Origin of the sequence: Staphylococcus sp. HMSC36A10, assembly GCF_001838845.1 — a bacterium.
Classification (GTDB): Bacteria; Bacillota; Bacilli; order Staphylococcales; family Staphylococcaceae; genus Staphylococcus; species Staphylococcus aureus.
In genome coordinates, this window is record NZ_KV839086.1 from 16184 (window position 1) to 30002 (window position 13819).

Consider the following 13819-nt stretch of genomic DNA (forward strand, 5'->3'; position numbering starts at 1 on the left):
GCATATTAAATTGAAGACGGTTGAACGTATAGATCTCAAAAATGTAAAAAAGTATTTGGTATTGAAATTAAAAAAGCACCTAGCAACTCGTTAGGACAATCACGATGATTGTCTACAGTTGCAGGTGGATTTGAATATACTACTAGTTATTTGTTGTCTAGGATAATAGATTTAGTATGTTGATAAGTTTGACTCAGATTCGTATTTTCTAATAAATGATAACTCACGATATCGATTAAAAAGAGTGTCGCAATTTGTGTGTTGATAAATTGATGGTCGGTATTACGCGATTGATCCGTTGTTAAAAGTACTAAATCTGCACAATCTGTAAGTTTACTACCTTCGAAATTTGTGATGGCAACGACATATGCACCATGAGATTTGGCGACTTCCGCTGCTGAAATTAATTCCGAAGTATTACCACTATTTGACATAGCAATAAACATGTCCGAATGAGATAGTAGGGATGCCGATATTTTCATTAAATGTGAATCGGTAGTAACATTACCTTTTAGCCCCATACGAATCATACGATAATAAAATTCAGTCGCTGATAAACCAGAGCTACCTAGTCCAGCAAAGAGTATATGCCGACTTGATTGAAGTTTGTCGATAAAGGTTTGGATAATGTCGTTATCAATAAATTCACCAGTTTGTTGAATGATTTGTTGATGATATTTATGAATTCTTTGAATGATTGGGCTATTTTCAATAACTGTCTCTGTCATTTCTTGTTGAATATTAAATTTTAAATCTTGGAAATTCTCATAATCCAGCTTATGACTAAAGCGTGTCATCGTTGCTGGTGATGTACCAATCGCATGGGCTAAGGAGTTAATCGTTGAAAAGGCATCGCTATAACCATTTTGTCTTATATAATTGACGATGCGTTTATCAGTTTTTGTAAATAAATGTTGATAACGTTGAACACGATTCTCAAATTTCATTGTGTCACCCCTTCATCTTAATGATTACTATTATATATGAAAAATATTTTCAAGATAGTAAAAAGCATTGATAAAAATTATCTTAATGATATATTGTAAATGACTTTACGTGAAAAAACGACTTATGGAGTGAGGAATAATGTTACCACATGGATTAATAGTATCTTGTCAGGCACTACCAGATGAACCATTGCATTCATCTTTTATTATGTCGAAAATGGCATTAGCTGCGTATGAAGGTGGTGCTGTTGGTATTCGCGCAAATACTAAGGAAGACATTTTAGCAATTAAAGAAACGGTAGAATTACCAGTTATTGGCATTGTGAAACGTGACTATGATCACTCAGATGTTTTCATTACTGCAACGTCAAAAGAAGTTGATGAACTGATAGAAAGCCAATGTGAAGTCATTGCATTGGATGCAACGTTACAGCAACGTCCGAAAGAAACGTTAGACGAATTAGTATCATATATTAGAACACATGCACCGAACGTTGAAATCATGGCTGATATCGCGACCGTTGAAGAAGCTAAAAATGCCGCACGACTTGGCTTTGATTATATTGGCACGACGTTACATGGCTATACTAGTTATACGCAAGGACAATTACTTTATCAAAATGACTTCCAATTTTTAAAAGATGTACTACAAAGTGTTGATGCAAAAGTTATTGCGGAAGGTAATGTCATTACACCGGATATGTATAAACGTGTGATGGACTTAGGCGTTCATTGTTCAGTCGTTGGTGGTGCGATAACACGACCAAAAGAAATTACGAAACGTTTTGTTCAAATTATGGAAGATTAAATGATAACGATAAAAAAACGAGATGACCATCATTAATTAAAGGCACCTAATTATCTTAGGTGGCTGAATGAATGTAATGGGTTCATCTCGTTTTGTTTGTTTATGATAGTGATTTTATTTTCAACTTTATCCAAAAATAAGTAAAGCGACGGGGATGGTGATTAATAGCGACAACGCCACGCGTAAAAACCAAATGATGATGAGTTTCCAGACAGGTATTTTAATTTCAGTTGCTAGTATACATGGCACTAATGCTGAGAAAAAGATAATGGCTGATACGCTTACTACACCGACGACAAATTTAGTACTCATTGCAGCTTTAGTTACTAACAAAGATGGTAGAAACATTTCTACAATAGAAATCGCTGACGCTTTTGCAAGTACAGCCTGATCAGCAATTGGGAAAATATAAATAAATGGATAGAATATATAGCCAAGCCAATCAATGAATGGTGTATAGTTCGCTACAATCAGTCCTAAAAAACCAATCGATAATATAGAAGGTAAAATACCAACAGTCATTTCTAAACCGTCTTTCAAATTGTCCCAAACGTTCTTCACGAGAGATGGTGTTAATGCATTTTGTTTCATCGCCTCTGCATATGCAGTTTTCAGTCTGCTTCCTTCAATAGCAACTTCTTGTTCTCCTTCTTGTCCGTTATAATATTCTGTTGATTCATTGGTGATTGGCGGTAGCCATGCAGTAATTGCAGTCACGACAAATGTGATGACTAAAGTTATCCAAAAGTATAAATTCCAATGCGGCATTAATCCTAAAGTTTTAGCAACGATAATCATAAAAGTTGCTGAAACTGTTGAAAAGCCAGTCGCAATAATCGTGGCTTCTTGTTTGTTGTACATCCCTTGCTTATAGACACGATTAGTAATCAATAATCCTAAGGAATAACTGCCGACAAACGAAGCCACTGCATCGACAGCGGATTTTCCTGGTGTTTTAAAAATAGGTCTCATAATAGGCTCCATATAAACACCGACAAATTCTAATAAGCCATAGCCCACTAATAAAGAAAGCGCAATTGCACCTACTGGAATTAAGATACTTAATGGCATCATTAATTTTTCAAACAAAAACGGACCATAGTTAGCTTTAAATAGTATTGATGGACCGATTTTAAATACATACATTATACCGATCATTGCACCTGCAACTTTAAATAATGTAATGACCAAGTTTGTGATTGAAGTCATAAAAGTACGTCTCACTATTGGTAACGCTGTACCAATTAAAATCATAATCAGTGCAACATAGGGCATAAGTGGACCTATGATTGAGCGAATGGCTAGATGAACATGATCGACGAAAATAGTGTTGTTACCATTAATCGTAAAAGGAATAAAGAAACATAGTATGCCCACTAAACTATAGACAAAAAAACGCCATGCACTTGGTTGTTGTGCATTAGAATGATATTGATTCATTAAAGCAACCCCTTTGTTTAAATGAATACACAAAACTGTATGATGCATCTTCCCCTTAATGAGATGAATCATTATTTTAATTTAGAAAAATCTGAAAACTTACTATAATTGTATAGTTTGAATTATTTTTATACCAATACAAATTAACTAATTATATATAGATTGAAACTATATTACTTAATAAAATATTTATCTTAAATGTTGTTGTGTTGATTCAACACCACAACTAAAAGTGTTTATAAATTATTTGGAAATACACATATTTGTAAATGATTAGTATCGATTTAATATCGTATTATTAAATTTTTATTAATTTTGTAGTCTTAATCAAAAAATAATATATGTCATGTTATATTGAAGGTGCAGTTGTTTTTCATTCTCAAGAGGGGGTCAAAAAAATACTTTTGAGGTGATTATATGTTAAGAGGACAAGAAGAAAGAAAGTATAGTATTAGAAAGTATTCAATAGGCGTGGTGTCAGTGTTAGCGGCTACAATGTTTGTTGTGTCATCACATGAAGCACAAGCCTCGGAAAAAACATCAACTAATGCAGCGGCACAAAAAGAAACACTAAATCAACCGGGAGAACAAGGGAATGCGATAACGTCACATCAAATGCAGTCAGGAAAGCAATTAGACGATATGCATAAAGAGAATGGTAAAAGTGGAACAGTGACAGAAGGTAAAGATACGCTTCAATCATCGAAGCATCAATCAACACAAAATAGTAAAACAATCAGAACGCAAAATGATAATCAAGTAAAGCAAGATTCTGAACGACAAGGTTCTAAACAGTCACACCAAAATAATGCGACTAATAATACTGAACGTCAAAATGATCAGGTTCAAAATACCCATCATGCTGAACGTAATGGATCACAATCGACAACGTCACAATCGAATGATGTTGATAAATCACAACCATCCATTCCGGCACAAAAGGTAATACCCAATCATGATAAAGCAGCACCAACTTCAACTACACCCCCGTCTAATGATAAAACTGCACCTAAATCAACAAAAGCACAAGATGCAACCACGGACAAACATCCAAATCAACAAGATACACATCAACCCGCGCATCAAATCATAGATGCAAAGCAAGATGATACTGTTCGCCAAAGTGAACAGAAACCACAAGTTGGCGATTTAAGTAAACATATCGATGGTCAAAATTCCCCAGAGAAACCGACAGATAAAAATACTGATAATAAACAACTAATCAAAGATGCGCTTCAAGCGCCTAAAACACGTTCGACTACAAATGCAGCAGCAGATGCTAAAAAGGTTCGACCACTTAAAGCGAATCAAGTACAACCACTTAACAAATATCCAGTTGTTTTTGTACATGGATTTTTAGGATTAGTAGGCGATAATGCACCTGCTTTATATCCAAATTATTGGGGTGGAAATAAATTTAAAGTTATCGAAGAATTGAGAAAGCAAGGCTATAATGTACATCAAGCAAGTGTAAGTGCATTTGGTAGTAACTATGATCGCGCTGTAGAACTTTATTATTACATTAAAGGTGGTCGCGTAGATTATGGCGCAGCACATGCAGCTAAATACGGACATGAGCGCTATGGTAAGACTTATAAAGGAATCATGCCTAATTGGGAACCTGGTAAAAAGGTACATCTTGTAGGGCATAGTATGGGTGGTCAAACAATTCGTTTAATGGAAGAGTTTTTAAGAAATGGTAACAAAGAAGAAATTGCCTATCATAAAGCGCATGGTGGAGAAATATCACCATTATTCACTGGTGGTCATAACAATATGGTTGCATCAATCACAACATTAGCAACACCACATAATGGTTCACAAGCAGCTGATAAGTTTGGAAATACAGAAGCTGTTAGAAAAATCATGTTCGCTTTAAATCGATTTATGGGTAACAAGTATTCGAATATCGATTTAGGATTAACGCAATGGGGCTTTAAACAATTACCAAATGAGAGTTACATTGACTATATAAAACGCGTTAGTAAAAGCAAAATTTGGACATCAGACGACAATGCTGCCTATGATTTAACGTTAGATGGCTCTGCAAAATTGAACAACATGACAAGTATGAATCCTAATATTACGTATACGACTTATACAGGTGTATCATCTCATACTGGTCCATTAGGTTATGAAAATCCTGATTTAGGTACATTTTTCTTAATGGATACAACGAGTAGAATTATTGGTCATGATGCAAGAGAAGAATGGCGTAAAAATGATGGTGTCGTACCAGTGATTTCGTCATTACATCCGTCCAATCAACCATTTGTTAATGTTACGAATGATGAACCTGCCACACGCAGAGGTATCTGGCAAGTTAAACCAATCATACAAGGATGGGATCATGTCGATTTTATCGGTGTGGACTTCCTGGATTTCAAACGTAAAGGTGCAGAACTTGCCAACTTCTATACAGGTATTATAAATGACTTGTTGCGTGTTGAAGCGACTGAAAGTAAAGGAACACAATTGAAAGCAAGTTAAATTCATCTTCTGAATTTAATATGCTATGTAAATCGTGCTGTTATCATGGCACATCAGATATAAGTAGCATCACAGTGTTGAATTTAAAAATAGTAAAGTGAAATAAAGCGCCTGTCTCATTAGCGAAAACTAAAGGGACAGGCGTATCTGTTTATGAGCTTAATAAATTGTATGAATAATATGGTTGATCGAATAACTGTTTATCATGATGATAAATTGAGTTTTTTAAAATAATGATATATTACATCATTGTTATAGCGTTTAAGAAATCAACAACTTTACGATAAATAGTGATTGCTTCGTCATTAGGTCTACGATCAAAATCATGCTCGTTTTTATTCACGCGTTCAAATGTTGAATGTGGAACATGATTCATGATATGTTCGCTTTCCTCAACGGGAACATCATAATCGCCATTACAATGCGCAATGAAAACAGGTGGAAGTGTTTTAAGTTCATCTGGTGCAATATTATATTTTGAATCAGTATAATCAGCAATGTTAATCATATTTATCCATTTACCTGTGCCACGTGCATAAACGTAGATTAAAAAACGTTGTGCGATTTGATCTTGAACAACCGGTGTTGGTGAAGTGAGTTGTGCAATCATTGTTTCGTTTACGCTTTGAGCTATTTTTGCGTAATAACTATTAGTTGTTTTAAAAGGTTCAGTGTTGATGCGACTATAACCATAAAAATCAATAACACCATCAATATCTCTGTCTCGTGCAATTAATAGACTTAAATATGCACCTGATGATCTGCCAAAGGTAAAAATAGGGCAATTAGAATATTGTGATTGAATCGCATCGAATGATGCGTAGACATCCTCAATAATGCAATCGAGACTTACTTCTGGTAATAAACGATAACTTAGTTGAATTAAATCGTAATGTTCCGTAAGGATATCGATATACTGTGGGGATAAATCGTTAGCTTTACCGAACATTAATCCACCACCGTGGATGTAGACAATAGCGCCTTTTGTTGGTTGATTTTTTGCTTTAATAATTGTGTAAGGTAATGCAAATGCATCTTTAGTAATTACTTTATCTTTAATTTCAGTCACGATTTAATAGGCTCCTTATTTTTGATATTGATGTCATTATAACACTGTCTTAAATTTCCATGAAAAATAGTCTTAAGACGATGAGTCATGATAATTCTGTTCCAATTGACGTAAAGCGTCACGGGTATGCTTCTTTAGACCTTCCCCATAATCCATCATTTTAACAATATCTTTAAAAGCAGCATGTGGAATGGCTAAATCTTCTAAATCTGCCATAGAAAATTCAAGATTGATATCATGTGGTCGCTGTTCAGCAAGTTTATGCACAAAGTCAGGTTCTGTGACAAAAGGCGAAGACATGCCGACCATATCTGCATGTTGTAAAGCATCTAAAGCAGACTCTGGAGAATTAATCCCGCCACTTGCAATTAAAGGGATACGACCTGCTAAATGTTCATAAACAATTTGGTTAACTGGTCGACCGAAATGATCACCTGGTGTACGAGACGTATTTTGATAAATATGTCGACCCCAGCTAGCGATTGCTAAGTATTGGATGTTTGAAACGTCCATGACCCAATCGATTAATTGGTTGAACTCGTCAATGGTATATCCTAAATCACTGCCTCTGGTTTCTTCTGGCGTTGCTCGAAATCCTAAAATAAAATTGTCAGATGCTTCTTTATCAATCACTTCTTGTACCGCACGCATAACTTCTAAACATAATCTTGCACGATTTTTTAATGAGTCGGCACCGTAATGGTCTGTACGTTTATTCGAAAAAGTTGAGAAAAATGTTTGAATCAGCAAACGTTGTGCAATCGAAATTTCCACACCATCAAAACCTGCTTTAATCGCGCGTAATGTAGCATCGCGATACTGCTGAATGATGCTATTGATTTTCTCATGAGACATGGCGATAACATCGTGTTCAATCGGTGAATGCAAAGTCATAGGACTTGGTCCATACACCTTTCCAAAATTTAAAATGGCTTGATTTGAAAAACGACCAGCATGCGCTAGCTGGATAATAGCGAGGCTACCATGTTGTTTCATCGTAGATGCCATGTTAGTTAATCCAGGGATACAAGCATCATGATCAATATTAAAGCCATATTCAAACAATTGACCATAAGGTTCAATGTAAGCAGCGCCGGTGACTTGCATTCCAGCTGAATTAGAGCGACGTGCAGCATAAGCCAAGTCTGCTTTTGTAATATAGCCTTCTTTTGTTGATGCGTTTACGGTCATTGGTGATAATACAAAGCGATTCGAAATTTTGATGCCATTAGGTAAGTGGATTGATTGTAAAAGTGGTTTGTATCGGTACATACTATGATTCCTTTTCTATTCAATATTGTTTTCAAAGTACCATGGAAAGAATGAATAATCAATGATGAACAGTCTTGATAGAATAGAATTGGTACATGGAAAGCATTTTTAAAATTAAACTAATGAATGGCATTTGTAGGTCTGAAAATATGAATATGAAAAAGAAAAATAAAGGCGAAAAGATATAAAAGTTAATTGAAAAACGTTATCATATACGTGGGTATATGAAGAGGGAATGATATTAAGAACGTTAAAATGTTATGTCGGTTTGACATGGCAGGATAAGTTTGGAGATGACGGATTGGTTAAATTAAGCGTATTAGACTATGCCTTAATAGATGAAGGTAAGGATGCAGAAAAGGCATTGCAAGATTCAGTGACACTTGCAAAATTAGCAGATCGACTTGGCTTTAAGCGAATTTGGTTTACGGAACATCATAATGTACCAGCGTTTGCGTGTAGTAGTCCAGAACTTTTGATGATGCATACATTGGCGCAGACAAATCACATACGAGTTGGCTCTGGTGGTGTGATGCTGCCGCACTATCGACCTTATAAAATTGCTGAGCATTTTAGAATGATGGCAGCGTTATATCCAAATCGTATTGATTTAGGTATTGGTAATAATCCAGGTACTACTATGGTAAAGCAAGCTTTAGATGGAATAAATCCTACATATGATAGTTACGATGAATCGATTTCGTTATTACGTGATTATCTTACAATAAAGGATAAACCAAGTGCGCATACGTTAGGTGTCCAACCACACATTGATCATTTTCCAGAAATGTGGTTATTAAGTAGTAGCGCAACATCTGCCAAAATAGCTGCCGAACTAGGTATAGGGCTTTCTGTTGGCACATTTTTGCTACCAGATATAAATGCGATACATGCAGCGAAGGATAACATTGATATTTACAAAAAACATTTCCAAGCATCAACGATTAAAATGGACGAAAAGGTGATGGCATCTGTATTTGTCATTGTAGCTGATAATGAAGCGGAAGTAGCAGCATTGCAACATGCCTTAGATGTTTGGTTATTAGGTAAATTACAATTTGCAGAATTTGAACATTTTCCATCGGTAGACACAGCACAAAAGTATAAGCTTAATGATCGAGACAAAGAGATGATTCAAGCACATCAAGCACGCATCATTGCAGGTACACAAGAACAGGTTAAAACACGATTAGATGATTTCATTGCTACGTTTGAAGTTGATGAGGTGTTAGTAGCACCGCTTATTCCAGGCATTGAACAGCGTTGTAAAACATTAAAATTACTCGCGGAAATCTATTTGTAGCATTTTAAATAGAAGAGAAAGGATGAAGATAAGATGAAAAAGTTAGCCAATTATTTATGGGTAGAAAAAGTAGGAGATTTGTATGTGTTTAGTATGACACCTGAATTGCAAGATGATATTGGGACAGTAGGTTATGTTGAATTCGTAAGTCCAGATGAAGTTAAAGTGGATGATGAAATTGTGAGTATCGAAGCATCGAAAACGGTCATTGATGTGCAAACGCCATTGTCAGGAACGATTATTGAGCGAAACACAAAAGCGGAAGAAGAACCGACAATTTTAAACTCTGAAAAACCAGAAGAAAATTGGTTGTTCAAATTGGATGATGTCGATAAAGAAGCATTCCTAGCATTACCGGAGGCTTAAATGGAAACGTTAAAATCAAATAAAGCGAGACTTGAATATTTAATCAATGATATGCGTCGAGAGAGAAATGACAATGACGTATTGGTAATGCCATCTTCATTTGAAGATTTGTGGGAATTATATCGAGGCTTAGCAAATGTCAGACCGGCATTACATGTAAGTGATGAATATTTAGCTGTACAAGATGCTATGTTAAGTGATTTGAATCGTCAACATGTTACGGATTTGAAGGATTTGAAGCCGATAAAAGGTGACAATATCTTTGTTTGGCAAGGTGATATCACGACGTTAAAAATCGATGCTATTGTTAATGCTGCAAATAGTCGTCTTCTAGGATGTATGCAAGCTAATCATGACTGCATTGATAATATTATTCATACAAAAGCGGGTGTTCAAGTTCGACTTGATTGTGCAGAGATCATTCGACAACAAGGGCGCAATGAAGGTGTAGGTAAAGCCAAAATAACACGTGGATATAATTTGCCAGCAAAGTATATAATTCATACGGTTGGTCCGCAAATACGTCGATTGCCTGTTTCAAAGATGAATCAGGACTTGTTAGCTAAATGTTATCTTAGCTGTCTTAAATTGGCTGATCAACATAGTTTAAATCATGTCGCTTTTTGCTGTATATCTACAGGTGTATTTGCTTTTCCTCAAGATGAAGCAGCAGAAATTGCTGTTCGAACAGTAGAAAGCTATCTCAAAGAAACAAATTCAACATTGAAAGTCGTGTTCAATGTATTTACAGATAAGGATTTACAACTGTATAAGGAGGCATTGAACCGTGATGCAGAGTAGTAAATGGAATGCAATGTCTCTTTTAATGGATGAAAAGACAAAGCAGGCTGAAGTATTGCGTACTGCGATTGATGAAGCAGATGCGATAGTGATTGGAATTGGTGCAGGCATGTCTGCATCTGACGGATTTACATATGTTGGAGAGCGTTTTACGGAAAATTTCCCAGATTTTATTGAAAAATATCGCTTCTTTGATATGTTGCAAGCGAGTTTACATCCTTATGGCAGTTGGCAAGAATATTGGGCATTTGAGAGTCGTTTTATTACATTAAACTATTTAGATCAACCTGTAGGTCAGTCTTACCTCGCTTTAAAATCCTTGGTGGAAGGTAAACAGTACCACATTATAACTACGAATGCAGATAATGCTTTCGATGTAGCTGATTATGATATGACGCATGTATTTCATATACAAGGGGAGTATATACTGCAACAGTGTAGTCAGCATTGTCATGCTCAAACGTATCGCAATGATGATTTAATTCGTAAAATGGTTGTTGCGCAACAAAATATGCTTATACCTTGGGAGATGATTCCAAGATGTCCAAAATGTGATGCCCCAATGGAAGTGAATAAACGTAAAGCGGAAGTTGGGATGGTTGAAGATGCTGAATTTCATGCGCAACTACATCGTTATAATGCTTTTCTAGAGCAACATCAAGATGATAAAGTGTTGTATTTGGAAATTGGAATTGGTTATACTACACCACAATTTGTGAAGCATCCTTTTCAGCGTATGACACGTAAAAATGAAAATGCACTTTATATGACGATGAATAAAAAGGCATATCGCATTCCGAATTCAATTCAAGAACGTACCATACATTTAACTGAGGATATCTCAACATTGATTACAACAGCACTCCGGAACGATAGCACAACGCAAAATAACAACATTGGAGAGACAAAAGATGTACTTAATAGAACCGATTAGGAATGGAGAATATATTACTGATGGTGCGATTGCACTCGCTATGCAAGTTTATGTTAATCAGCATATCTTTTTAGATGAAGATATTTTATTCCCTTATTATTGTGATCCAAAAGTGGAAATTGGACGTTTTCAAAATACTGCTATAGAAGTGAATCAAGATTATATAGATAAACACAGTATTCAAGTAGTTCGCCGAGATACTGGTGGTGGCGCTGTGTATGTTGATAAAGGTGCCGTTAATATGTGTTGTATTTTAGAACAAGACACTTCAATTTATGGTGATTTTCAACGATTTTATCAGCCAGCTATAAAGGCGGTGCATACATTAGGTGCAACAGATGTGATACAAAGCGGTAGAAATGATTTAACATTGAATGGTAAAAAAGTGTCAGGCGCCGCAATGACATTAATGAACAATCGTATTTATGGCGGTTATTCGCTATTACTTGATGTTAATTATGAAGCAATGGATAAAGTGTTAAAGCCTAATCGCAAAAAGATTGCATCGAAAGGGATTAAATCTGTGCGCGCACGTGTTGGTCATCTTAGAGAAGCACTGGATGAAAAGTATCGTGGTATAACCATTGAAGAATTTAAAAATTTAATGGTGACACAGATTTTGGGAATCGATGACATTAAAGAGGCAAAACGATACGAATTAACGGATGCAGATTGGGAAGCGATTGATGAATTAGTTGATAAAAAGTATAAAAATTGGGATTGGAATTATGGCAAGTCACCCAAATATGAATATAATCGAAGTGAAAGATTATCATCAGGTACTGTAGATATTACCATTTCTGTTGAACAAAATCGTATTGCAGATTGTAGAATTTTTGGTGATTTCTTTGGACAAGGTGATATAAAAGATGTGGAAGAAGCATTACAAGGAACAAAAATGACAAGAGAAGATTTAACGCATCAGTTAAAGCAATTAGACATCGTTTATTATTTTGGTAATGTTACGGTTGGATCATTGGTTGAGATGATTTTAAGTTAATATTGTTTAGGCGTTAATGTCGCACCCTCAATGAATATGTGTATTTGCTTTTAAAATGGTGACTATGTAGTTATGTAATTTGAACATACGATTGAAAATGAATTTAGTTAATTAGCAAAGACATCATATTTATAGCGTTTGTGTTTCTAAATGATTGGGTATTTGAAAATGGTTAATGATAGTTTTTAAAGGAATAAATTCATTTTCATTTATATAAGTAAGATTAAATACTAGCTACTAAAGTCTATTTATATACGTCAAAATATAATGACTGCTATAATGAGTAATCAATAGACACAAAGAGGAGATTATGTGATGAATAATAAAGTATTAGTAACCGGTGGTACAGGGTTTGTTGGCATGCGAATTATTTCACGATTATTAGAACAAGGTTATGAGGTACAAACAACGATACGTGATTTAAGTAAAGCTGATAAAGTAATTAAAACAATGCAAGACAATGGCATTTCCACAGAGCGATTAATGTTTGTCGAAGCGGATTTATCACAAGATGAACATTGGGATGAAGCAATGAAAGATTGTAAATATGTCTTGAGTGTAGCATCTCCGGTGTTTTTCGGTAAAACAGACGATGCAGAAGTGATGGCGAAGCCTGCCATTGAAGGCATACAACGTATTTTAAGAGCTGCAGAACATGCTGGCGTGAAGCGTGTGGTGATGACTGCAAACTTTGGTGCAGTTGGTTTTAGCAATAAAGATAAAAATTCAATCACAAATGAAAGTCATTGGACAAATGAAGATGAACCAGGCTTATCAGTATATGAAAAATCAAAATTGTTAGCTGAAAAGGCAGCGTGGGATTTTGTTGAGAATGAAAATACAACAGTAGAATTTGCCACAATCAATCCAGTTGCAATTTTTGGGCCATCATTAGATGCACACGTTTCAGGAAGCTTTCATTTATTAGAAAATTTATTGAATGGTTCAATGAAACGTGTACCGCAAATTCCATTGAATGTTGTTGATGTGAGAGACGTAGCTGAACTACACATTTTGGCAATGACAAATGAACAGGCTAATGGCAAGCGATTTATTGCTACAGCTGATGGACAAATTAATTTGTTGGAAATTGCAAAATTAATTAAAGAAAAGAGACCTGAAATAGCTCAAAAAGTTTCTACTAAAAAATTACCAGACTTTGTTTTGAGTCTAGGTGCTAAATTTAATCATCAAGCTAAAGAAGGTAAACTTTTATTAGATATGAATCGAAATGTAAGTAACGAACGTGCAAAAATACTTCTTGGTTGGGAACCGATTGCGACACAAAAAGAAGCAATTTTAGCAGCTGTCGATAGTATGGCTAAGTATCATTTAATATAATACAAAACACCGTCCATAAGTAAGTGGCTTTCCTCTTGATAAAAGAGG

The 13819-nt window shown here is 35.3% G+C and carries 13 protein-coding genes; 9 read left to right on the forward strand and 4 right to left on the reverse strand.

Features of this window, described 5'->3' with window-relative positions:
- Nucleotides 1-146 precede the first annotated feature (146 nt).
- A complete protein-coding gene (locus HMPREF3247_RS03085; RefSeq protein ID WP_000667382.1) occupies nucleotides 147-947 on the reverse strand; it encodes a pentose phosphate pathway transcriptional regulator RpiRA in 801 nt (266 codons plus the stop codon).
- A 139-nt stretch (nucleotides 948-1086) separates the two neighbouring features.
- On the opposite strand from HMPREF3247_RS03085, the gene HMPREF3247_RS03090 reads away from it, so the two are divergent.
- On the forward strand, nucleotides 1087-1755 hold the full coding sequence (locus HMPREF3247_RS03090; protein ID WP_064129958.1) for an N-acetylmannosamine-6-phosphate 2-epimerase: 669 nt from the start codon (nucleotides 1087-1089) through the stop codon (nucleotides 1753-1755).
- 126 nt (nucleotides 1756-1881) lie between these two features.
- Here the strand turns inward: HMPREF3247_RS03090 and HMPREF3247_RS03095 are convergent, their stop codons facing one another.
- Nucleotides 1882-3195 carry a YjiH family protein gene (locus HMPREF3247_RS03095; protein WP_001077716.1) on the reverse strand — a complete coding sequence of 438 codons (1314 nt, stop codon included), beginning with the start codon at nucleotides 3193-3195 and terminating at the stop codon, nucleotides 1882-1884.
- Nucleotides 3196-3612: 417 nt separating this feature from the next.
- Here HMPREF3247_RS03095 and lip2 point away from each other — a divergent pair, with 417 nt between their 5' ends.
- Nucleotides 3613-5685: a YSIRK domain-containing triacylglycerol lipase Lip2/Geh gene (gene lip2, locus HMPREF3247_RS03100; protein WP_000943837.1), complete on the forward strand. Its 2073-nt coding sequence runs from the start codon at nucleotides 3613-3615 to the stop codon at nucleotides 5683-5685.
- A 241-nt stretch (nucleotides 5686-5926) separates the two neighbouring features.
- Here lip2 and HMPREF3247_RS03105 read toward each other — a convergent pair whose 3' ends face one another.
- Both HMPREF3247_RS03105 and HMPREF3247_RS03110 read right to left on the reverse strand, forming a co-directional pair.
- Nucleotides 5927-6754 (reverse strand): alpha/beta hydrolase, encoded by an 828-nt coding sequence (locus HMPREF3247_RS03105; RefSeq protein WP_000136014.1) that lies wholly within the window; start codon nucleotides 6752-6754, stop codon nucleotides 5927-5929.
- A gap of 72 nt (nucleotides 6755-6826) precedes the next feature.
- Complete coding sequence (locus HMPREF3247_RS03110; RefSeq protein WP_000286471.1) at nucleotides 6827-8026, reverse strand: NADH-dependent flavin oxidoreductase; 1200 nt, start codon at nucleotides 8024-8026, stop codon at nucleotides 6827-6829.
- Nucleotides 8027-8121: 95 nt separating this feature from the next.
- Between HMPREF3247_RS03110 and HMPREF3247_RS03115 the strand changes: the two genes are divergently transcribed.
- The 7 genes from HMPREF3247_RS03115 (at nucleotide 8122) to HMPREF3247_RS03145 (ending at nucleotide 13771) form a co-directional block, all read left to right on the forward strand.
- Nucleotides 8122-8214 carry a hypothetical protein gene (locus HMPREF3247_RS03115; protein WP_001801779.1) on the forward strand — a complete coding sequence of 31 codons (93 nt, stop codon included), beginning with the start codon at nucleotides 8122-8124 and terminating at the stop codon, nucleotides 8212-8214.
- Between the two features lie 113 nt (nucleotides 8215-8327).
- Entirely contained in the window at nucleotides 8328-9329 is a 1002-nt protein-coding gene (locus HMPREF3247_RS03120) for an LLM class flavin-dependent oxidoreductase (protein WP_000240053.1), read from the forward strand.
- Nucleotides 9330-9362: 33 nt separating this feature from the next.
- Nucleotides 9363-9695 (forward strand): glycine cleavage system H family protein, encoded by a 333-nt coding sequence (locus tag HMPREF3247_RS03125; RefSeq protein ID WP_000731878.1) that lies wholly within the window; start codon nucleotides 9363-9365, stop codon nucleotides 9693-9695.
- Complete coding sequence (locus HMPREF3247_RS03130) at nucleotides 9696-10496, forward strand: protein-ADP-ribose hydrolase (protein WP_000449064.1); 801 nt, start codon at nucleotides 9696-9698, stop codon at nucleotides 10494-10496.
- Entirely contained in the window at nucleotides 10486-11430 is a 945-nt protein-coding gene (locus tag HMPREF3247_RS03135; protein WP_001191957.1) for an SIR2 family NAD-dependent protein deacylase, read from the forward strand. Before HMPREF3247_RS03130 ends, HMPREF3247_RS03135 begins: the two co-directional genes overlap by 11 nt.
- Complete coding sequence (locus tag HMPREF3247_RS03140) at nucleotides 11408-12430, forward strand: lipoate--protein ligase (RefSeq protein WP_000280806.1); 1023 nt, start codon at nucleotides 11408-11410, stop codon at nucleotides 12428-12430. The genes HMPREF3247_RS03135 and HMPREF3247_RS03140 overlap by 23 nt, the downstream gene beginning before the upstream one ends.
- Before the next feature lie 315 nt (nucleotides 12431-12745).
- Nucleotides 12746-13771, forward strand: a complete 1026-nt coding sequence (locus HMPREF3247_RS03145; protein ID WP_001060936.1) for an SDR family oxidoreductase — start codon at nucleotides 12746-12748, stop codon at nucleotides 13769-13771.
- The last annotated feature ends 48 nt before the right edge of the window (nucleotides 13772-13819 follow it).

Bases quoted from the DNA above. Each gene is read 5' to 3' on its own strand.
- HMPREF3247_RS03135 (WP_001191957.1), top strand. From the start codon at position 10,486: ATGCAGAGTAGTAAATGGAATGCAATGTCTCTTTTAATGGATGAAAAG.
- HMPREF3247_RS03110 (WP_000286471.1), bottom strand. From the start codon at position 8,026: ATGTACCGATACAAACCACTTTTACAATCAATCCACTTACCTAATGGC.
- lip2 (WP_000943837.1), top strand. From the start codon at position 3,613: ATGTTAAGAGGACAAGAAGAAAGAAAGTATAGTATTAGAAAGTATTCA.
- HMPREF3247_RS03130 (WP_000449064.1), top strand. From the start codon at position 9,696: ATGGAAACGTTAAAATCAAATAAAGCGAGACTTGAATATTTAATCAAT.
- HMPREF3247_RS03085 (WP_000667382.1), bottom strand. From the start codon at position 947: ATGAAATTTGAGAATCGTGTTCAACGTTATCAACATTTATTTACAAAA.
- HMPREF3247_RS03095 (WP_001077716.1), bottom strand. From the start codon at position 3,195: ATGAATCAATATCATTCTAATGCACAACAACCAAGTGCATGGCGTTTT.
- HMPREF3247_RS03140 (WP_000280806.1), top strand. From the start codon at position 11,408: ATGTACTTAATAGAACCGATTAGGAATGGAGAATATATTACTGATGGT.
- HMPREF3247_RS03090 (WP_064129958.1), top strand. From the start codon at position 1,087: ATGTTACCACATGGATTAATAGTATCTTGTCAGGCACTACCAGATGAA.
- HMPREF3247_RS03115 (WP_001801779.1), top strand. From the start codon at position 8,122: ATGGAAAGCATTTTTAAAATTAAACTAATGAATGGCATTTGTAGGTCT.
- HMPREF3247_RS03145 (WP_001060936.1), top strand. From the start codon at position 12,746: ATGAATAATAAAGTATTAGTAACCGGTGGTACAGGGTTTGTTGGCATG.
- HMPREF3247_RS03125 (WP_000731878.1), top strand. From the start codon at position 9,363: ATGAAAAAGTTAGCCAATTATTTATGGGTAGAAAAAGTAGGAGATTTG.